The following is a 20,440-nucleotide window of genomic DNA, read 5'->3' on the forward strand; positions in this document are numbered from 1 at the left end:
GAAATCCCTCCTAATACAATTTTGAAATGCCCTGTAAAATTCCAGGGAGATTCACTTTTACATTTGTTTCTCCTTCTAAATAAGGCATACTTGTCACCCATTTACCGTTATCGAGATTAAATTTATTTTGCTTTTGTTCTATTTCTTCATCTGTCAACCATTGTAGCGTGTTGGTAGGACAGACACTCGCACACATTGGCGGGATTCCATCCTTTGAACGGTCGATACAAAGGTCACACTTATACATTAAGTTTTGTTCTGTATCAAACTTTGGAATCCCATATGGGCAAGCAATTGTACAATTTTGACATCCGATACATTTTTCAACCAACGCTGATAAAACGGCTCCCGTTTCATGGATTTGAATCGCCTGTGCTGGGCAACTTCTAGCACAGGCGGGGTTTACACAGTGAAGGCACATAAGAGGCATTGTTTGTCTGTCAACAAGTGGATTCACATCGTATACATAATTTCTGTTCCGTTCTTCGTGACCACCGCATTGTGTACAAGCTGCCAAACAGGAACGACAACCTATACAGTTTTCGAGTTCAAGATACAACCTCTTTTTCATTTATTGCACCTTCTTCATTTCTAGTTTTTCAATTTGAGCGGCACAAGCCTTAAATTCCGGCATTTTAGAAATTGGATCAAGAGCTGGATTTGTCAGGATGTTTGCTGCTTGTTCAAAATCCCAATGATAGGGGACAAATAAGGTATCCTTACGTATGGCTTCAGTAAGTTTCACTTTATAAATAACTTCCCCTCGTCGTGTAAACAAACGAACTCTTTCTTCATGCTCTATATCATATTTTTTTGCTGTTTCTGGATGTACTTCGACAAATGGTTCAGGACACATATCTTTTAAAAATTGAATTCTTCTAGTTTGATTGCCTGATAGATAATGGTAAACAACCCGTCCCGTTGTTAAGTGGAGTGGGAATTCCTCATCAGGTTCTTCCGCTGCTGGAACATAAGGGAGAGCTAGTATTTTTGCTTTTCCATCAGGGAAATAGAACTTTTTATCAAGGAACATATGAGGTGTTCCCGGGTCTTCCTCTTTCGTACATGGCCAAAATACACCATCTTGTTTTTTGATTTTTTCCCAAGTAACCCCGTAGTAATCTGCTTTTCCACCTTTTGAGGCTAACCTCAATTCATTAAAGACATCCTCTGAAGTTTTTAAATGAGAAAAGTATTTTCCACGGCCAAGACGTTCCGCTAATTCCACTTGTATAAGCCAATCTGGCTTTGACTCGCCTAAAGGCATTTGAGCTCGATTGATCTTAATAACACGACCTTCAACGTTGGTAGTCGTCCCCTCATCTTCCGACCATGTTGTGGTTGGAAGAACTACATCTCCATACTCTGCAGATTCTGATAAGAAAAAATCAGAAACAACCATAAAGTCGAGCTGTTTTAATACTTTACGAACATAGTTAGAGTCCGGGGCTGAAACAACTGGATTAGAACAAAGAAGATACATAGAACGAATGACCTTTTTCTCCATTAATCCAAATAATTCAAAGGCAGATACTCCTTCTCCTGGCATTTCCTCTGGCTCAATTCCCCACACCTTTGCTACTTCCTTTACATGCTCTGGATCTGTAATCTTCCGGTATCCAGGCAAGGCGTCGGCTTTTTGACCATGTTCTCTTCCACCTTGACCGTTTCCTTGGCCAGTTATCGTTCCAACACCTGCTTTTGGACGACCTATATTACCAGTTACAAGTGCTAAATTAATATAAGCTGAAACATTATCAACGCCTTTCACCTGTTGTTCTATTCCTCTTGCAAACAAGAGTATCGCATTTGGTGCTTTCCCATATAATTCAGCCGCCTTAATAATTTTCTCCGGGGCAACACCTGTAATTTGACTTGTATATTCGGGTGTAAATTGTTTTACCAATTCTTTTGTTTCTTCAAAACCGTTTGTATGTTTTTTTACAAAATCGTCATCTGTGTGACCATTTTTGATTAATATATGCAATATTCCATTCGCAAGAGCCAAATCTGTTCCAGGTCTTAAATCAAGATGGACATCTGCTCTTCTGGCTACTGGCGTTTCCCTTGGATCGACAACAATCAAATATCCGCCTCTTTCTTGAACAGCCCAAACACGAAACATCATCGTTGGATGGCAATCTGCTGTATTACTTCCTGCGAGAAACAAACAATCCGTTTCTGGTATATCTGTCCAAGGTACGGTCGATCCTCTATCAATCCCTAAGGAACGATTGATACCGCTTGCCGCACTTGCCATACAAAATCGTCCATTGTAATCGAGATATTTCGTTTGCAGTGCAACACGAGCAAATTTCCCATTTAGATAACATTTTTCATTTGTCATGGAAACTCCTCCATATACCGAAAGAGAATCTTTCCCATAATCAGCTTGCAGTTGTTTAAACTTTTTCACTATTAAATCATAAGCTTCTTCCCAGCTTGCTTCCCTGAAACCTTTTTTTGTTCCTTTTAAAGATGCATCGTCACGTATTAACGGTTTTAAAAGACGATCTGGATGATTTGTCTGTTGATAAGCTGTAACCCCCTTCGGACACATCTTTCCAAGGGTTACTGGCCAATCGTATCGAGGTTCAACTCCAATAATTTTATTTGTTTTTGTATTTACCCTTAGATTCATTCCGCATTGCATCGCGCAATAACTGCAGTGAGTTGGGACTAGTGTTTCGTCAGGATGATTTATATTTTCAATCTCTTTAAAAAAATTATCTCTGGGATTTTTATAATTATCCATGTGCATTTTGATTTGCCTCCTTGACTTTTAATTGGTGAGTTGCAAATCCTGAAAATCTGGAAATTCGATATTTCCTGCGGCATGGCATGCACAACTCAGCAAGATTAAAGCCGTCTTTCATATTAAAATCGATATCATTGACACCAAGTACTTGAATCACATCGTTTGATTGTTCTACTGATACAAAATGATTGCTGCACACTTTACATTCTTTCATTGCTTCTTTTCCATAATGTTCACGGTAGTTTCTTGCAAATACACTCATCGGACGGAATGGAATATGGGCAAGCTTACCAAATGGTAAATAAATTAGTGTTACGATAACGGAAAACTGGTGGATCAGTGACATTTGTGGCTGCAGCCAGCCATCTAGAAAGACATTTTGAACAGTTAATAAAAGTCCTGTTATCGAAATAAATAATAATAGGAAAAGCGGAAGAAAGTCGTAAATGAATTTTTGCTCAGCTCTAGCCTGCATATTTTTCAACCGTCGGTGTAGTGCCATACAAACACCAGCTGTAACCATAATGGCTGCCACATTTAATGCATTGTAGGACAACCAAGCAATCATCCCATCTGCTTTTACCTTCATTAAATCTAAGCCCATAAGTACGATTGTATATGAGCCATTGTCATTCATTGTAAAGTACATCCAGCCAAATACGAGCGGGAATGTGACAAGACAAGCCAGGATACAACCCCAGCCGATTAAAATATGCTGCAGCCAGCGTTCAACACCCCGTTTTTTAATAAAATCAAAAATAGCTAAATTTTGAACTGCTATTTTCGGTGTTGTTTTTGTAAATAATAGTTTTATACCTTTTTTAATTAAGATTTTTGTTGGCGGTCTCTCCCCCCATGAAATGAAGCGATAGAAAAACCCTCCAATAAACACGAGCGTTCCTACCATATATCCGTAAAGATTTAAATCGATATGGATAAATAGCCTCGTGCCAATAAAAGTTAATACTGTTAAAACAACCACAGTAAAAAACATTGATTTGGCATAATGAGAAGCAAACGCTTTCGTATTGGATTCTCCGATTTTTTTCTTTAATCCATTATGTTCTTCCATAATTAGTCCCTCCTCATTTATGAAATTAGAATTCTATTCAGTAAGTCCTAAACTGTCACTTGCAATTAAAGTTTACACATCCTTAATATTGTAAAAATGTGCTGTTCTTCACATCTAAAAATGGGTTCATAGAATGTTGAAAAAGTTATTACGGAACAAATAATTTTAATAATTGGACCTTTTCAGTTGTAGTCATGTGGACTAGTTACTCGTAATACGGTTCCAACATAATTATCTTGACAATGATAGTTCATATGGATTAAATGATTGTATGTTGTTTATATTAAGATCAGACTGTAAATAACTTTTTGAAGATGGGAAACAATGGTGATAATAATGGAATGGAAACTAGATAAACAAAGTGATATCCCACTCTATCAACAGATCGCTAATTTTATTCAAAAGAGAATTGCTTATGGTGAATATCCTCCTGGAACACTTCTTCCATCTGAAAGGACTTTAGCTAAAGAATTGGGAGTAAACAGGGGGACAGTTGTTACTGCGTATGACGTTCTATATTCACATGGAACGATCGAGCGAATTAAGGGGAGTGGAACAAAGGTACATAAAGACGTGTGGGGATTAACCCGCTCTCGAATTCCTAATTGGGATCTGTATGTTGAGCGGGGATCGTTTCTACCGAATCTCCCAATATATCAACATATTCGTGGAGAAATTCATGGAAAAGATTTAATAAACTTTGCAAGTGGTGAATTGGCACATGACTTGATGCCCTATGATATTTTTAAAGAAATACTAGCAAAAAAGGAGTTTCATCAATCTCTCGGATATGAACATCCCCAAGGCAATCTCGGTCTTCGCGATAGGATTGTTAAACACTTAGAAGATTATAAAAATATAAAATGCTCCAGTCAGTCTGTTTTGATAACCTCTGGTGCACAACAAGCGCTGCATCTTGTTATTCAATGCTTGTTAAATCACGGGGATGCAATCGCGTACGAAGATCCTTCTTATGCACACTCTTTACCCTTATTTCGTTCGGCAGGTATAAAAACGTTTAAACTCCCTGTTGGGCCGAATGGTATAAATCCAGAAGATATTCTTTATTTATATCAAAGGCATAAAATTAGAATGGTTTTTCTTAATCCTATATTTCAAAATCCAACAGGCAGCATATTATCTTTGAACAATAGAAAACGTGTACTAGAAATAGCAAGAGAATTAGGAGTTCCGATTGTTGAAGATGACCCCTATAGCTTAATTTCATTTTCAAATGATATCGATACATCCACACTTAAATCTCTGGATGATAGAGGTCACGTCTTATACATTAGCTCCTTTTCAAAAATAGCAGCTTCTGGATTACGTATAGGTTGGATTGTTGGACCCGATAATGTTATTCAACGATTGGCCGATGCTAAACAACAAATTGATTTTGGTCATAGTATTTTCCCTCAATGGATGGCTGCTGAATTTTTGGATTCGGATTTATTTAGCACAAATATAAAATATTTAGTACATAAGCTAATTGAAAAAAGGGACATATTAATTTCCAATTTGGAGGAAGAATTGTCTGATCATTTATCATTTCATGTACCAGAGGGCGGAATTCATTTATGGTGTCGTTTACGAGATGAAATCAATGAATATCAATTGCTTGAAAGGGCATTACGTAATGGTGTAGCCTTTGTTCCTGGCTCTTTATTAGGTTCTAAAAGTGGTTACATACGGCTAACTTATGGACGCGTAGAGTCTAAATTAATCCAAGAAGGAATAGTAAGGTTAAAAAAATCAATGTTTTAAGATTATAAATTTTTTTATATTAATAAACTAATTTAAAAGGGATTCATGTTTTGTCCTTCATTACCTCGATGAAGGACCGTTCCTTTTTATCTGAGCAAGTTTTGGAATTCATGAGCTTGGAAAATTTGTAATAAGATTAAAATGTCCAAATCACTTTCTTTATTCCCCTCTCCCACCACGAATCTTTACAATACTAAAACCTTCCCTTCACTTCTCCTTAATAATCCCAATATATACTAATCTCGTAATCAAAATTGGGAGGGGAAAAGATGTCTATTAAAAAACTCACTAGAAAACTAGTACCTTTTGCAGTTGTATCTTCAGTTGCACTTGCTGGCTTTAATTTTTCCGGATCATTTTCAACAGTTGAGGCAAAGGAAAATAACCAGAGCAATGGGAAAGCAAAAAATGTTATTTTTCTAATTGGAGATGGAATGGGCGTATCCTATACTTCTGCTTACCGCTCCTTGATAAATGACCCTAAAACAAAATTTGCTGAGGAGACGGCTTTTGACCCTTATTTAGTCGGTCAGCAAATGACTTATCCGGAAGATCCGGCTCAAAACATTACAGATTCCGCTTCGGCTGCAACCGCTATGGCAGCTGGTATTAAAACATATAATAACGGGATTGCTGTGGATAATGATGGAACAGAAGTAAAAACAGTTTTAGAGGCAGCAAAAGAAAAAGGAAAAGCAACAGGACTTGTTGCAACTTCAGAAATCACCCATGCTACACCTGCTTCATTCGGTTCACATGATGTCAGCCGTAAAAATATGAATGCGATTGCTGATGATTATTATGACGAGCTTATTAATGGAAAACATAAAATTGATGTTCTTTTGGGCGGAGGGACAGACCTTTTTGTGCGAAAAGATCGTAATCTTGTAAAAGAATTTCAAAAAGATGGCTTTCGCTATGTAACGAGTCGCGATGAATTATTGAAATCAAAAGACGAGCAGGTTATTGGTTTATTCGCTCCTGCAGGCATGCCAAAAATGATAGACCGTGATAAAGATGTACCTTCATTAGAGGTAATGACAAAATCAGCGATCGACCGATTAAATAAAGATAAAGATGGTTTCTTCCTTATGATTGAAGGCAGCCAAATTGATTGGGCTGGCCATGACAACGATATCGTTGGTGCCATGAGTGAGATGGAGGACTTCGAAAAAGCATTCCAGGCTGCGATTGATTTTGCCAAAAAGGACAAAAATACACTAGTTGTTGCAACGGCGGATCACTCTACCGGCGGATTTTCAATTGGGGCGGATGGAATCTATAACTGGTTCCCTGAGCCAATTAAAGCAGCAAAACGTACACCTGACTTTATGGCAGACCTGATTGCCAAGGGTGCGAACGTTGAAGAGACTCTAAAAAAGTATATTGATTTAGAATTAAAGGCAGAAGAAATTCAATCTGTTAAAGATGCTGCTAAAAAGAATGATTTTACGGAAATCGATAATGCGATTGAGAACATCTTTAATAAGCGTTCCTATACTGGCTGGACAACTGGCGGACATACAGGTGAAGATGTACCCGTTTATGCATTTGGACCAGCAAGTAATAAGTTTGCAGGGCAGTTAGACAATACGGACCACGCAAAAATTATCTTTGACCTGCTTCAAGCAAAAGTTGAAATTAATGATAAATAAGTTAAGTATGAAAAGCGCAAGCGCCTTGGTCATCGCCGTACAAACTGGAAGGACCGGTTCTTTCGATAAAGGAAACACGGTGAGCGAGAGCGAACCGATGTTGACTTATCGTAGGAAGGGACCTGAAGTTTGATAGGCGATAGGCGCTGGAGCTAGACAATTCTCTAACTCCAAAGTTATAAATTCTGATACTATCAAAAAAAGTTCCCGTTGATTGCATATACCAACGGGAACTCTTTGTAAAAATGGATGGGGGTTCTGCTATGAAACAAGTTATTTATCTATGTTTATTATTAATCACATTAACTGGCTGTTCCTTTAACGATGAAAAGTCTGTTGCTGCAAAAACTAGCTCAAATAATACCATTCCAAGTTACTATGATGACTACATTCTTAATCCGCAAGTATCAGATGACAGGCTGCTTCAGGAGGTTGGGCAATTTTCACGCGATAATCGCGGCGAGCTGACGGTTAAGGCGGCAGAACATGACAGCCATACATACAAAGTCGGTTCAATCGATTTAACAATCAGAGAAGCAAAGATTCTTCACTTTAAACCTGATTACAGTTTGATTGATTTCTATCATTCCTATACACATGACCAAGAATTTGATTTCATAAAGTTTTTTGTGGAAATAAAGAACACATCTAATCAGCCGCTTAAATTTGCACCAATCGCCATTCTAAATACAAGCTCTGGCGAAAAGGTAACATTTGAGGATGATATTTACTTAGAAGATTTAAATGGGGAAATTGCGCCAAATGGAATGAAGAATGGCAATCTTGGTTTCATTATTGAAAAATCAAATGTTAATTCCATTGAGATTATGACAAGTGATGTCTTCAATGAAAAGGATGAAATGATTTATGATGGTGAAACAATACGAGTTGAATTTTAACTTATAAATAAACGTCCCTATTCCTCTTTTTATATAAGAATAGGGACGTTTTGTTTTTCCTTTATTCTAAGCCAGTCAGTGCTGCTTCATCAGCAATGATGGTCACATGTGAATGCTTCTTTAATATCGAAGCAGGAAAATCCTCACTTACATCGCCTTGCAGTAACCTTCTCATCGCCTCTCTTTTTCCTTCTCCTGAAGCAATCAGCAATATTTCTTTACTTTCCATAATGGTCGCAATTCCCATCGTAATGGCATGTGTAGGTACATCTTCAAGCTGCTCAAAAAAGCGAGCATTGTCTCTTCGTGTCGAATCAGCCAGTTCAACAATACGGGTTCTTGATTGAAATGACGAGCCTGGTTCATTAAAGCCAATATGGCCATTCCCACCTATGCCAAGCAATTGAAGATCAATTCCCCCACGCTCTTTTATTAATAATTCATATGTATCGCATTCTTTCAAAGGATCCTTCACATTGCCACGAGGAACGTGGGTTTTTGTTTTTTCGATATCAAGATGATTAAACAAATGAGTATCCATAAAGAATCGATAACTATTTTCATTATTGCCGTCAAGTCCAATATACTCATCTAAATTGAAGGTTGTAACGTCCCGATAAGAAGTCTGATTTCCCTTATAATCTTTTATCAAATATTGATACGTTCCTTCAGACGTTCCCCCAGTAGCCAAGCCAAGTATCATGTTCGGTTTGTTCCGGACCTTTTCAATTAAATAGGAGGCAGCTCGTTTGCTTAATGCTTCGTAGTCTTTCACTCTAATGATTTTCATTCGTATGTAACCCTTCCTTATCATAGGAAATTAAACCCTTGCACAATGTCATCTTCACATCGTAATTTTTATCCAAGATGACTAAATCTGCATCCTTTCCTACAGCAATACTTCCTTTTCTATCAAAAATATTTAGCTGCTTGGCTGGATTTGCCGATCCCATTTGAATTACATCTGCTAGTGTGCATCCTGTAAATGAAATCATATTTTTCAATGCGCCACCCATTTTTAAAATACTTCCAGCCAGAGTTCCATCACTTAAAACCGCTTTTCCATTTTGAACGGTTACATCTTGTCCACCTAAATCGTAGGTTCCGTTTTTCAAGCATTTCGCCCTCATTGAGTCAGTAATCAAGATAAGCCGATCATGACCAATTATTTTATATGCCAGTTTTACTATTTCAGGTGTGGTATGTATGCCATCCGCTATAAGCTCTGCTTTTAATTCTTTCTGGAGGAAAACAGCTCCTACTACGCCTGGCTCTCGATGATGGAGACCACTCATTTGATTGAACAGATGGGTAGCATGTGTGACCCCAGCATTAATCGCCTCCTTTGTTTCTTCATAAGTCGAAAGTGAATGACCAATCGAGGCGATTACGTCTGTATCTCTTAAATAATGAATAAGTTCAAGACAACCGTCGATTTCAGGAGCAAGTGTAACAAGTTTTATATTCCCATTGGATAGCTGCTGCCATTTTTTAAATAAATCTACATTTGGCTTAATAATGTACTGAATTGGCTGTGCTCCTGCCATCTTTTTATTAACAAATGGGCCCTCTAGATGAATACCCAAAATCTCTGCCTTTTTTGTAAATAACTGGGTTTCCATATACTTTGCCACATTAATTAGTGCATGTTGAATGGCTTCCTCTGATTGCGTCATCGTTGTAGCTAGGAAGCTTGTTGTTCCTTCTTTTGGAAGTGCAGCAGACATTCTATCCAGCGCTTCTTTTGTGCCATCCATAACATCAGAACCGTCCACACCATGGATATGAACATCAATTAGACCAGGAATAACAGTATAATGATCAAGCATCGCCATTTCATGATAGTCTTCAATCGAAGTCAATTCAGACATGCTGCCTATTTCTGCAATTTTCCCAGTATCTATTTTAATAAATCCATTATTGATGACCCCTGCTTCTGTATAAATCTCAATATTTTTCAGAATAAGTCTATTCCGTTCATGGCTGTCCATATTTTCTCATCCTTACTATAAGTATTGAACACAGATTGTTTTTCTTAATTAAATGGTCTGTGGTACTTATCCAACAATTCTTGTCCCGTGCACTTCATTTATCTTTAAGTTACTTTTAATATAATCTAGATTATGGTTCGTTACCCCCCCACCAGGCATGATCGTTATTCTATCAGAAGCATATTCCAAATACTCCTTTAACCGAGGAAAGTTGTTATGAATTGGTGTAGAGCTTGGTCCCCCATGTGTTAAGATTCGATTTACCCCTTGGCTTGCTAACCAGTCAATCGCTTTCAATTGGTAGTTGGTGTTAATCTGATCAAAAGCCATGTGAAAGGCAACTTCTAACCCCTTCGAACAGTCTAATAGTGTAGATAGCGCAAACTCGTCAATCCAATCTGAATCTGTCAAACACCCAAACACGACACCATCGATCCCCAGCTCTTTTAAATGATAAATATCATTTTGCATAATCTCGATTTCTTCCGTAGAGTAAATAAAGTCTCCACCTCTTGGTCTAATCATGGCCATAACCTTAACGTTATTGCTTTTACAATACTGAATCGTTTTGACGGCTACTCCATGACTAACAGTAGTACCCCCAACTGAAAGGTTATCACAGAGTTCAATTCGATGTGCTCCCCTCATAATTACTTCAGGAACCTTATTAAAATTCTCCACGCACGCTTCTAGAATCATTTATATTCACCTCATATTCTAAAGGAAATCAATTTTAGTAATTTCAAACAAGCATTTCATATTTATTAAAGAAGCTATCGTGAATGGATCATCAACCACGATAGCCTCCCTTACTATTGGAATCTTTCTTCCTGCGAACTATTCCTCAAAACTTTATCAAATCTTTTAAATGCGAAACTTTTTTACGTGTTGTTCTACTTCTGAAGAAGTTTTTAACATCAATACATGTTCCACTAGTTCAGCTAATTTTTCCTTAGACAGTTTAGATAGTAGGCTCCGTGTTTTTAAAATGGAAGAGCTGCTCATTGAAAATTCATCTAATCCTAGCCCCAATAGGATGGGAACCGCTATTTCGTCTCCAGCCATTTCCCCGCACATTCCTACCCATTTGCCATTACTATGAGCTGCATCGATTACCATTTTTATTAGCCTTAATACCGCAGGATGATATGGTTGATACAAATATGAAACTCTTTCATTCATTCGGTCTGCTGCTAGAGTATATTGAATTAAATCATTCGTCCCAATAGAGAGGAAGTCCGCTTCTTGCGCAAATAAATCGGCAATCACGGCTGCAGATGGAATTTCAACCATCATCCCTATTTCGATTTGTTCAGAAACAGCAGCTCCCTCAACCACTAGCTTCTGTTTTTCTTCAAACAATAAAGCCTTTGCTGCTCTAAATTCATCTAAAGTTGCAATCATCGGAAACATGATTTTTAAGTTTCCATACACACTCGCCCGTAATAGTGCACGTAATTGAGTGCGGAAAATTTCCGCTTGTTCTAAACATAATCGAATGGCGCGATAGCCTAGAAAAGGATTCATTTCAGTCGGAAGCTTTAAATAAGGAAGCTCTTTATCGCCGCCAATATCTAATGTACGAACAACAGTAGGTCTTCCCTCCATTTTTGTAAGGACCGTTTTATAGGCATTAAATTGCTCCTCTTCTGTTGGTAATTCATCGCGATCCATATACAAAAACTCCGTACGGAATAGCCCAATACCCTCTCCGCCATTTTCCAAAACAGCATCAACATCTTCTGGCCTGCCTATATTACCAGCAATTTCAACAGACTGACCATCAGCACTCATACTTGGAAGCTTTATGTATTTTTTCAGTAGCTCATTTTCCTCTACCAATTTCCTTTTTAATAGACGATAAGACTCGTGTATTTCTTCTGTTGGATGAACAACTACTTTTCCATCCAATCCATCAATTATAATTGGAGAACCATGGCTTATGATCTTTGTCGCTGTTTTTGTGCCAACAATTGCTGGAATCTCCATTGCTCTTGCAAGAATGGCTGAGTGTGAGGTTTTCCCTCCAATATCAGTAACAAAACCTTTCACATATTGTTTATCTAACTGCGCGGTAATAGATGGAGTTAAATCCTCGGCAACAATAATCACTTCCGAAGATATACGGCTATAATCTGGTAACTCTATATGTAATAAATGGGCAAGCAATCGCTTGGACACATCCCGAATATCTGCAGCACGTTCCTTCATATATTCATTTTCCATTGATTCAAACAATTGGGCATACATGTTAGCGATCTCATCTAGCGCAAATTCTGCATTTACCTTTTCATTTATTTTTGCTTCCAGTGCTGAAAAAATTTCAGGATCTTCAAGTATTAATAAATGAGCTGAAAAAATAGCTGCTCTTTCTTCTCCAAACTTAAGCATGGCAGAATCACGAATTTCCTCTAGTTCAAGCTTAGTTCTGCTAATTGCAGATTTTAATCGGTCCAATTCAGCTTCTATATTCGTTATTTCAAATTTTTCAAAGGACAAATCGGGTTCAACTAGACAATAAGCATTTGCTAGGGCAATACCATTTGAGGCAGCCACTCCTTTAATCTCTAACATTTTTCACCAAGCCCTTGCGTTACAATGACTTCTTCCACTTTATTAAGTAATTCAGCTTCATCTGGACCTTCTGCAGAAATCGTAACAACTGCTCCAGCAGGTATCCCTTGAGCCATCACGCCCATAATAGATTTTAAATTAACGGACTTGTTGTTATACGTTAATTGAACATCAGCTTTATAAGGTGTAGCCGAGGATACTAATAATGTAGCAGGTCTAGCATGAATTCCCTCAGATGCAGTAATTTTAAATGATTTTTCCATTGATATAGCCCCCAAATATTTTATCTGTAATGAGGATAACAAAGTCCATATAAAAACTGTTTAATATAGGGTTTCATCCTAATTAAACAGTTTTTATATGGTTATAGACTTTTTATCCTTGTGTGGTTATTTATCTTTTTTTGCGAATTTTATTTACTTCGTCAGCAACAAACTGAACATTTGTACCTACGATGACTTGAATGCTTTGTGAACCTGTCACTTTAATTCCATGGACACCTGTCGCTTTAATTTTACTTTGGTCTACTTTGTCCATATTTTCTACCTCTACACGTAAGCGTGTTGCACAATTATCAACTGAAACGACGTTGTCGTCTCCACCTAAGCCATCATATATTTTTGTTGCCATGGCACTGAATTTATTTTCCGCTGTATTCTCAATTCCTTCTTTTGTTTCCTCTTCTGTTTCATCTTCTCTTCCCGGAGTTTTCAGATTGAATTTTGTAATTAAGAAACGGAATAACACATAGTAAATAACAGCAAATACCAACCCTTGAAGGAGCAGCATTAAAGGCATATTAGCAATTGGAATACGTAAACTTAACAAGAAATCAAGAAGTCCCGCACTAAATCCAAATCCTGCAGTCCAATGGAATAATGCAGCAATAAACAATGAAAGTCCTGTTAACAAGGCATGGACAACATAAAGGGCAGGTGCTAGGAACATGAATGAAAATTCAAGCGGTTCTGTTACCCCTGTGAAAAATGCCGCAAATCCTGCTGCCAGCATTAAAGAAGCAGCTTGTTTTTTCCTTTTTGTTTTAGCTGTGTGGTACATCGCTAATGCCGCAGCTGGTAACCCAAACATCATTATTGGGAAAAATCCAGCCTGATACATCCCCGTAACACCTTTTTCACCAGTACTGCTCCAGAAGTTTCCGATATCATTAATTCCAACAGTATCAAACCAAAATACTGCATTTAAAGCATGGTGCAAGCCAGTTGGGATTAACAAACGATTAAAGAATCCATAGAGCCCTGCACCTGCAGCACCTAATCCGCTGATCCCTTCACCAAATGAAACTAATCCACCGTAAACAATCGGCCAAATAAAAAATAACAATGCAGAAACTACTAACATTGACACAGATGACATAATTGGTACGAGACGTTTTCCACTAAAGAAAGCTAAAAAGTCTGGCAGCTTCACATGGCTAAAACGATTATACATCGCTGCCGCAATCATCCCTGACAATATCCCAATAAACGCATTATTTATTTTTCCAAAAGCCGGATCTACACTCTCAACTTCTGAACCTGTTAATAAAGCAACTGTATTTGTCGATAGCATGGTCGTCACGACTAAAAACGCGACCAAGCCACTCAATCCAGCAGATCCATCTTTTTCCTTAGCCAATCCCAAGGCTGCACCAACTGCAAATAATATCGGAATATTATCAAGAATGGCACCACCTGCTTTGATTAAAAAAGCTGCCAGTACATTTCCTGAACCCCAGCCAGTTGGGTCAATATAATAGCCTATTCCCATCAAGATGGCAGCTGCTGGCAAAACCGCTACCGGAAGCATTAATGAGCCTCCAAGCCTTTGCAGATATTTCTTCATAAACGTTCAACTCCTATTCATTATTAATTTAATGAAAAATATATAATTGCTAATCTCGTTGACTTTATCGTTTCCTCAACCGTTCAATATGAAGTGTGATATATCCAAGCTCTTGGTCAGGAAGGTTAATTCCATGTAAATTTAGTAAATCTTTTGCAATTTCTTTTGCATAATTGTATGAAACCGGAAACTTCTTTTGAATCATGACGATCATTTCTTCATCCATCGAATGAGGTGCATACTGACTCAACCTTGTTAATGTAAAACGCAGATGTGTAATTAGGCGATGATATGAAATATCGTTTTCTTCTACAGCAATGGATAAATGATTCTTTATCGATTGAACCATGTCTCTTATAATCGCTGTTTGCCGAACCGTCTGATGTAGATCACCTCCATGCGGCTTCATCGTATGCAGATGAAGAGCGATAAAAGCAGCTTCATCGATAGGCATGTCTACTTGACAAACTTCCTTTATATGTTTTAATGCCCAAAGACCAATTTCGAATTCTTTTTGATATAGTATCTTTATTTCATGTAATAACTTGTTATTTATTTCAATGCCATCTCGAGACCTTTCAATAGCAAATGAAAGGTGATCAGTTAGAACAATATGAATATGCTCATTTAATTTCGTACCCATATGTCTTTCAGCATACGTAATAATTTCTTCTGATATCGTAAAATGTTCTTCTGGAATTCGGCTTAATAATTGTTCAAGCTTGTCATTCTCTCGCATAACAAAAATCTTTTCTATTTTATTTACATTTACAATATCGTTTCGTTTCTTATTAAAAGCAATTCCAGCCCCAACAGCTACTTTTTCCTTCCCATCATCAAGTACGATAACCGCATTATTATTAAGAACCTTTTTAATTTTAATCGTAATTCCCTCCCTTCTAATTAAAATTGGATTACCTATTACTTAGGGGTAACAGTCATTAACACGGTCTCACCAGGGTTGCATTTCTTAATAGGTTCAAGCTGAATTTGTTTCTCTGCACTATTTGTAATGATAATGGGTGTTATAATGCTGGTGGCATTTTCTTTGACAAATTTCCAATCAACTTCAATCAGCAGCTGACCAATTGATACGGAATCTCCCGTTTCAACTAACGTTTCAAATCCTTTCCCATGTAATGACACCGTTTCCAAACCAATGTGAATAAGAAGCTCTGTCCCATCATTAGCTCGAATACCGATTGCATGCTTCGTATCTGCCACAAGGATGACAGTTCCTTCGATCGGAGAGTGGATCCCGCCATCCTCTGGCATGATTGCGACGCCATCGCCCATCATTTTTTCACTAAAAACTGGATCCGGAACCTGTTCTAGTGGAAGCATTTCCCCTTTAACAGGTGCGAGTATTTGCAATTTACGTTTATTAAAGAATCTTGATAGCATATTGTTTATCTCCTTTATATATCTAACTAATAGTGTGGATTGAGCTGACATAACAAAAAAAGGCATGGAGGTAAAAGAAAAAGCCTTTGGCTCTTCCAAATTTACCACCATGCCTGATCGTGTCAGTAACATGTGATCAATATAAAATTACAAATTTATAGTACCACTAAATGAATACTAACGCAATAACATAATGAGTGAATTGTTTGAATTCAGACTTAGTGGTCTAAATGCTGGATAATTTCCTATTGAACAATAAGTGGTAACGATATTCGTTTCCTGCCAATTCATATCATGACTATTTGACTAGACCTAATCTTGATAGCTAGATAATTGCTGATGTGCAGAATTAAGGGAATTAATTGCTTCTTGAATCTTACTTTTGTTTTCTTGCTTTTCTGCAGTGCTAAGTGCTTGCTGCAATGTATGAACCGTTTCTTGTACAGATGAAATTCCTTGATCCACATACTGTTTTGCTTTTGGCATATGTATCTCTCCTTTTATTACGAATCAAAAATAGTATCTGCACAAGTGGTTAGTTTCATTCCTATTCTCATCTAAAAGAATATCCTTTGAAATCGCTACTTTCATACCATAAATTGCTTCATCAGCATGCAAGCTAATTCTGTTAAATGAATTAGATTCTTAAAAACCTATTACACAGCTGCTTCTAATGATAAATTAGGTTTTAATCTTTACATTTTTTTAATCATGTAAACTTGCTCAGTCTTTGATTTAAAGCCAATTGCCTTTAAAATAGAATGGGTTAATCCACTTTGAGCAATCGGTAAGTTAGGAATGACACGATTAATATCATCAGTAAACGATCGAAACACCGCATTAATTAATGATTTTGTTATTTGCTCAGCATCCTTTTGTTCTGGTTCCACTTCACATTGATATAAAACTGTATTTATATGCTTGCCTTCATTATTAAATGTTCTCCGAAAATAAGCATACCCTATTGGATTTTCATCTGAGTCTTTTACAATCATTGCTTCTCCATCCCTTGCACTTTGCCACTGTGTCTGCCAAGGATTCATCCCTTTATAGAATGGAATCAATCCTATTTGCTGTGGAACTGCTCTTTCTATTTTGTATTTATTTAAGGAAATAGTAGAATAATTATTTTCTAATTGCCCGTTTAACCCTAAATATTCTAAGTGATCAACTATTTCATAACCCATCTTTTCATATAAGGAAATGGCTTTAACATTTTCACTTATAGCTTCTAATGAAGCATAATCTACCTTTTCTTCATTAAGGATGGATAAGGTTTCTTCCATTAACATCCTCCCTATCCCTTTTTTTCTTAGATCTAAGGCAACGCCAGTGCCTCCATTCCAGGCTAATTTTTTTCCATTAAACTCACGAATTCCATTTTTTACAATACCAATTGGTTTTTTGTCCATGAACGCAACAATGGAAAGATTGGGTGACAATCCCTCATGTACTAATCTAGTTATGAATTTATCTGCTGTCGTAGTCGCATCGAAATAATACCCCTCAAAGCCGGTATTCCATGCCTCTACGCCCTCTTCAATTGTACAATCTTTTAATCTCTTTATTTCGATCATCGCGATCCCCCGTCTCTTATTCATAAAATCAAAATGCTGTCATACAAATAGGCTTTTGTAAATGCGGGAATAATTGTTTAATCACAGCCATATCTTCTGATTTTTTTATTTTTAATCGCCCATACTGATACAATTTATCAGCACTTATTGCCCCCATAGCAAGGGAAGAAAAATCCGAGATATCAAGCTCTACTTCAATATCCGTACTTTTTAGCACATACTCATCTACTGCAAACTTTCCATTTCCATAAGACAGAAGCCATTTTTGCGGTTCATCCGAATGGAACGAGTCTTTTATCATTACACCTACCTGACAGGCTTGATTGGATAAATGATCAGTAGGAAGGTGTAATAGAAACTTCGGAACGTCAATTATTTTATACATTAGACCGATTCCTGATGTCTTCGTTTCATGATAAACACTGGGTATTAAGTGATTGCTGCCATTTCTCGATTCACTGATTAAAAACTCTATATCATCATCTTGCGTGTTCAGAATGATTCGATTCACTTGGTCAGCCTGTGTGTTTAAAAAATGGCTTATTTGAGTAAGTGCCTTTGGCGTTTCGTAAATGAACTCTTTAATGATTAAATTATTGACTAAGAAGTTTTCGTTATTGACACTTTTAAAGGTGAAGACTAGATAGCCCTTCAATTCCCCATTCTCCATAAATCCAACTAGCTTGTGATCAGGGTTTTTGAACAAGATTTCCAGGTCATGATCTGTCTTCAAAATCATGCCATGAGTTGAACGAGCATATCGGTTTGCACAGCTCTCTATCAGTTCTTTATAAGATGATTCTAAATACATTAATCCTTCTTTTGTTACTTCCTTTGGAAAACTAGCCGGTTCAATTTGGTATTGATTCATCTTTGTCCCATAGCCAAAGCCCATTTTCTTATAAAAATCGGGTCTGAACGGGTACAGCATGACGATTGATGTTCCCTTTTCTTTAAAATAGGAAATGAAATAGTCGATCAGCTCTTTCGCAACCTTTTCCTTTTTATGAAGCAAATCTACTGCAACCAGTCCAACTCCGCCAGCTTCGACTAGTTTGCCATATACATTCATCGTAAAATGATGAATTCTCATGCCACCAGTTAATTTCCCATTGCGAAACAATCCATAAAAATTAACCGTATCAACTTTCTCTTGTATGGATACTAAACTGTCTATATATTTTTGCTTAAATTCAGCAGTATTTCTCGTTGTTCCTGGATAGGCATTTACAACAATTTCTGCAAAGCTTGAAATCTCCTCTTTTTCCAGTCTTCTAATGTTACTTTCCATCACATCTCACCCCAAATCTGGTAATTTAAAAAATTTAGATGGCTGTAAAATAAATTGCCACGAATCTAACTAATTGGTTTATTTTACAGCAGCATGCCTAAATGAATTGTTAGCATTCTAAAAAGCTTAGAATCATCTGTTGATAGTTTTCTAGCACTTCAGTATAAGGGTATTCGTTATTGATTATCGTATGCAGCATAGCTCCGTCCATTAAAGTCCAAAACATATTTGCGATCACTTGAAGTTCAACGTTTCTTCGGAACTCTCCTAATCTTTGACCTTCTTCTATTATTTCTATAATCAATTGAATAAAGAATTTACGCCCTCTTTCTTTGAGAATCTTATTAATCTCATCACTTCTAGACGAATATAATGTAAATTCCAAATGTACGATAATAATTTTTCTTCTATCTTCTTCATAGGGATCCATTCCTATATAAATTCCAAAAAGATAGATTAGTTTTTCTTTAGCTGTTCTTAGATTGATTAGCTTCTCTAGTAATTTTGCATTGTTCGTTTCAGTCTGCTCACGCATTAATTCTAAGTAAATTTCATCTTTACTTTTAAAATAATTATAAATGGCTCCCTTACTAATTCCTGAACGTTTAACAATGTCATCGATTGTTGCCACTTGAAATCCCTTTTTTGCAAAACAATCTAAGGCGCTGTCTAAAATTTCTCTTTTCTTTTTCTGCTTATATTCTTCAGATACGATTGGCGGCAAATGATTCCCTCCATACTATTTAACAAAAACTGTAATAATATTGATTATCAATATAATAAACCGACTAGCCAGTTTATTTCAAGTTATTTTTTAATTTTTCTGAAATCAATAACTGGCTAAATGATAAACAATTTGCCCCTATCCATCATATAGACGGATAGGGGCATCAAATTTTTCGTATCTTTCTAATCCTGATATCCAGTTAATTGCTGCTGAGAAAAATTTAGAAAATAGATTGCATCTTGCAATTTTACTATCTTCCTTCTCTGTATGGTCAAGTGCTTACTGCCATGTATGAACCGTTTACTTTATGTATTCTTCTCTTAGAATACTGTATATTTCTAAATCGACGATTCCTTTCCCTGACCACAATGTTGCTTGCCGTAAAGTACCTTCGTACATGAAACCATTTTTCAGCAAGACCTTCTTTGAACTCTCATTTTGCGGCATGACCTCCGCTTGTATTCTATTCACATTTCCCTCCATAAATAGAAATGTTAACAAGATTCGAACAGCTTCTGTAGCAATGCCTTTCCCCCAATAAGATTCTGCTAAAAAGTAGCCGATTGTGCACATATTTACCTTTTGATTAAAATCAAAGGCTTCGATAATTCCAACCAGCTCATCATTAAAAAAAATCCCCCACTTAATTCTTGTTCTCTTTAGATAATCACGTTCAAAATGACTAATCATTTTTTTCACTGTATCTTTATTATGCTTAGGAATAATCCCACAATATTCGAAGACGCGTCCATTATTGTAAATAGCAAATACACCTTCGAAGTCATTTTCTTCTACTTTTTTTAAGATAAGTTGATCAGACTTCAAAATAGGGAACTCATTGAAAATAGTTTCCATATTCATAAACTCACTCACCGCTTTCATC

19 protein-coding genes are annotated in these 20,440 nt (G+C 36.9%); 3 read left to right on the plus strand and 16 right to left on the minus strand.

Annotation, left to right across the window (positions count from 1 at the left end; genetic code table 11):
• Positions 1 to 10 precede the first annotated feature (10 nt).
• From FI644_RS06140 to FI644_RS06150, 3 genes are read right to left on the minus strand one after another with little or no spacing between them, the layout of a single operon-like run.
• Positions 11 to 571 carry a 4Fe-4S dicluster domain-containing protein gene (locus tag FI644_RS06140; RefSeq protein WP_053479220.1) on the minus strand — a complete coding sequence of 187 codons (561 nt, stop codon included), beginning with the start codon at positions 569 to 571 and terminating at the stop codon, positions 11 to 13.
• The gene (locus FI644_RS06145; RefSeq protein ID WP_172797612.1) at positions 572 to 2,761 is read right to left on the minus strand and encodes a molybdopterin oxidoreductase family protein; all 2,190 of its coding nucleotides are present in this window, start codon (positions 2,759 to 2,761) and stop codon (positions 572 to 574) included.
• Positions 2,748 to 3,830 carry a hypothetical protein gene (locus tag FI644_RS06150; protein WP_142108167.1) on the minus strand — a complete coding sequence of 361 codons (1,083 nt, stop codon included), beginning with the start codon at positions 3,828 to 3,830 and terminating at the stop codon, positions 2,748 to 2,750. The genes FI644_RS06145 and FI644_RS06150 overlap by 14 nt, the downstream gene beginning before the upstream one ends.
• Positions 3,831 to 4,166: 336 nt before the next feature.
• Between FI644_RS06150 and pdxR the strand changes: the two genes are divergently transcribed.
• The 3 genes from pdxR to FI644_RS06165 all read left to right on the plus strand — a co-directional run bounded on the left by pdxR (position 4,167) and on the right by FI644_RS06165 (position 8,148).
• A complete protein-coding gene (gene pdxR, locus FI644_RS06155; RefSeq protein WP_053479222.1) occupies positions 4,167 to 5,594 on the plus strand; it encodes a MocR-like pyridoxine biosynthesis transcription factor PdxR in 1,428 nt (475 codons plus the stop codon).
• Between the two features lie 269 nt (positions 5,595 to 5,863).
• The gene (locus FI644_RS06160; protein ID WP_142108168.1) at positions 5,864 to 7,249 is read left to right on the plus strand and encodes an alkaline phosphatase; all 1,386 of its coding nucleotides are present in this window, start codon (positions 5,864 to 5,866) and stop codon (positions 7,247 to 7,249) included.
• Positions 7,250 to 7,512: 263 nt separating this feature from the next.
• On the plus strand, positions 7,513 to 8,148 hold the full coding sequence (locus FI644_RS06165) for a hypothetical protein (RefSeq protein WP_056682355.1): 636 nt from the start codon (positions 7,513 to 7,515) through the stop codon (positions 8,146 to 8,148).
• A 61-nt stretch (positions 8,149 to 8,209) separates the two neighbouring features.
• Here FI644_RS06165 and nagB read toward each other — a convergent pair whose 3' ends face one another.
• The 13 genes from nagB to FI644_RS06225 all read right to left on the minus strand — a co-directional run bounded on the left by nagB (position 8,210) and on the right by FI644_RS06225 (position 20,418).
• Positions 8,210 to 8,938, minus strand: coding sequence for a glucosamine-6-phosphate deaminase (nagB, locus tag FI644_RS06170; RefSeq protein ID WP_053479225.1), 729 nt, complete (start codon positions 8,936 to 8,938; stop codon positions 8,210 to 8,212).
• Positions 8,925 to 10,139 (minus strand): N-acetylglucosamine-6-phosphate deacetylase, encoded by a 1,215-nt coding sequence (nagA, locus tag FI644_RS06175; RefSeq protein ID WP_053479226.1) that lies wholly within the window; start codon positions 10,137 to 10,139, stop codon positions 8,925 to 8,927. The genes nagB and nagA overlap by 14 nt, the downstream gene beginning before the upstream one ends.
• A 66-nt stretch (positions 10,140 to 10,205) precedes the next feature.
• Complete coding sequence (locus FI644_RS06180) at positions 10,206 to 10,838, minus strand: copper homeostasis protein CutC (RefSeq protein WP_053479227.1); 633 nt, start codon at positions 10,836 to 10,838, stop codon at positions 10,206 to 10,208.
• Between the two features lie 165 nt (positions 10,839 to 11,003).
• Positions 11,004 to 12,713, minus strand: a complete 1,710-nt coding sequence (gene ptsP, locus FI644_RS06185) for a phosphoenolpyruvate--protein phosphotransferase (protein WP_142108169.1) — start codon at positions 12,711 to 12,713, stop codon at positions 11,004 to 11,006.
• The gene (locus FI644_RS06190; RefSeq protein ID WP_053479229.1) at positions 12,707 to 12,976 is read right to left on the minus strand and encodes a phosphocarrier protein HPr; all 270 of its coding nucleotides are present in this window, start codon (positions 12,974 to 12,976) and stop codon (positions 12,707 to 12,709) included. The genes ptsP and FI644_RS06190 overlap by 7 nt, the downstream gene beginning before the upstream one ends.
• Before the next feature lie 130 nt (positions 12,977 to 13,106).
• Positions 13,107 to 14,558, minus strand: a complete 1,452-nt coding sequence (nagE, locus tag FI644_RS06195) for an N-acetylglucosamine-specific PTS transporter subunit IIBC (protein WP_053479230.1) — start codon at positions 14,556 to 14,558, stop codon at positions 13,107 to 13,109.
• A 64-nt stretch (positions 14,559 to 14,622) separates the two neighbouring features.
• Positions 14,623 to 15,441 carry a PRD domain-containing protein gene (locus FI644_RS06200; protein WP_053479231.1) on the minus strand — a complete coding sequence of 273 codons (819 nt, stop codon included), beginning with the start codon at positions 15,439 to 15,441 and terminating at the stop codon, positions 14,623 to 14,625.
• A 38-nt stretch (positions 15,442 to 15,479) separates the two neighbouring features.
• Complete coding sequence (locus FI644_RS06205; RefSeq protein WP_053479324.1) at positions 15,480 to 15,962, minus strand: PTS sugar transporter subunit IIA; 483 nt, start codon at positions 15,960 to 15,962, stop codon at positions 15,480 to 15,482.
• A 312-nt stretch (positions 15,963 to 16,274) separates the two neighbouring features.
• The gene (locus FI644_RS26265; RefSeq protein ID WP_172797611.1) at positions 16,275 to 16,448 is read right to left on the minus strand and encodes a hypothetical protein; all 174 of its coding nucleotides are present in this window, start codon (positions 16,446 to 16,448) and stop codon (positions 16,275 to 16,277) included.
• Between the two features lie 209 nt (positions 16,449 to 16,657).
• A complete protein-coding gene (locus FI644_RS06210; protein WP_053479232.1) occupies positions 16,658 to 17,539 on the minus strand; it encodes a GNAT family N-acetyltransferase in 882 nt (293 codons plus the stop codon).
• A 28-nt stretch (positions 17,540 to 17,567) separates the two neighbouring features.
• A complete protein-coding gene (locus FI644_RS06215; RefSeq protein WP_056682348.1) occupies positions 17,568 to 18,830 on the minus strand; it encodes a GNAT family N-acetyltransferase in 1,263 nt (420 codons plus the stop codon).
• Positions 18,831 to 18,939: 109 nt separating this feature from the next.
• Positions 18,940 to 19,554, minus strand: a complete 615-nt coding sequence (locus FI644_RS06220) for a TetR/AcrR family transcriptional regulator (protein WP_056682342.1) — start codon at positions 19,552 to 19,554, stop codon at positions 18,940 to 18,942.
• Positions 19,555 to 19,857: 303 nt separating this feature from the next.
• The gene (locus tag FI644_RS06225) at positions 19,858 to 20,418 is read right to left on the minus strand and encodes a GNAT family N-acetyltransferase (RefSeq protein WP_053479325.1); all 561 of its coding nucleotides are present in this window, start codon (positions 20,416 to 20,418) and stop codon (positions 19,858 to 19,860) included.
• Positions 20,419 to 20,440: the final 22 nt, after the last annotated feature.

Source organism: Cytobacillus solani (genome assembly GCF_006704205.1).
GTDB lineage: Bacteria > Bacillota > Bacilli > Bacillales > Cytobacillaceae > Cytobacillus > Cytobacillus solani.

Excerpts from the sequence above, each read along its gene's own strand:
- FI644_RS06210 (WP_053479232.1), bottom strand. The coding sequence starts at position 17,539 with ATGATCGAAATAAAGAGATTAAAAGATTGTACAATTGAAGAGGGCGTA.
- FI644_RS06190 (WP_053479229.1), bottom strand. The coding sequence starts at position 12,976 with ATGGAAAAATCATTTAAAATTACTGCATCTGAGGGAATTCATGCTAGA.
- FI644_RS06205 (WP_053479324.1), bottom strand. The coding sequence starts at position 15,962 with ATGCTATCAAGATTCTTTAATAAACGTAAATTGCAAATACTCGCACCT.
- FI644_RS06225 (WP_053479325.1), bottom strand. The coding sequence starts at position 20,418 with ATGAATATGGAAACTATTTTCAATGAGTTCCCTATTTTGAAGTCTGAT.
- FI644_RS06180 (WP_053479227.1), bottom strand. The coding sequence starts at position 10,838 with ATGATTCTAGAAGCGTGCGTGGAGAATTTTAATAAGGTTCCTGAAGTA.
- nagE (WP_053479230.1), bottom strand. The coding sequence starts at position 14,558 with ATGAAGAAATATCTGCAAAGGCTTGGAGGCTCATTAATGCTTCCGGTA.
- FI644_RS06140 (WP_053479220.1), bottom strand. The coding sequence starts at position 571 with ATGAAAAAGAGGTTGTATCTTGAACTCGAAAACTGTATAGGTTGTCGT.
- FI644_RS26265 (WP_172797611.1), bottom strand. The coding sequence starts at position 16,448 with ATGCCAAAAGCAAAACAGTATGTGGATCAAGGAATTTCATCTGTACAA.
- FI644_RS06150 (WP_142108167.1), bottom strand. The coding sequence starts at position 3,830 with ATGGAAGAACATAATGGATTAAAGAAAAAAATCGGAGAATCCAATACG.
- pdxR (WP_053479222.1), top strand. The coding sequence starts at position 4,167 with ATGGAATGGAAACTAGATAAACAAAGTGATATCCCACTCTATCAACAG.
- ptsP (WP_142108169.1), bottom strand. The coding sequence starts at position 12,713 with ATGTTAGAGATTAAAGGAGTGGCTGCCTCAAATGGTATTGCCCTAGCA.
- nagB (WP_053479225.1), bottom strand. The coding sequence starts at position 8,938 with ATGAAAATCATTAGAGTGAAAGACTACGAAGCATTAAGCAAACGAGCT.
- FI644_RS06165 (WP_056682355.1), top strand. The coding sequence starts at position 7,513 with ATGAAACAAGTTATTTATCTATGTTTATTATTAATCACATTAACTGGC.
- FI644_RS06145 (WP_172797612.1), bottom strand. The coding sequence starts at position 2,761 with ATGCACATGGATAATTATAAAAATCCCAGAGATAATTTTTTTAAAGAG.
- FI644_RS06160 (WP_142108168.1), top strand. The coding sequence starts at position 5,864 with ATGTCTATTAAAAAACTCACTAGAAAACTAGTACCTTTTGCAGTTGTA.
- nagA (WP_053479226.1), bottom strand. The coding sequence starts at position 10,139 with ATGGACAGCCATGAACGGAATAGACTTATTCTGAAAAATATTGAGATT.
- FI644_RS06215 (WP_056682348.1), bottom strand. The coding sequence starts at position 18,830 with ATGGAAAGTAACATTAGAAGACTGGAAAAAGAGGAGATTTCAAGCTTT.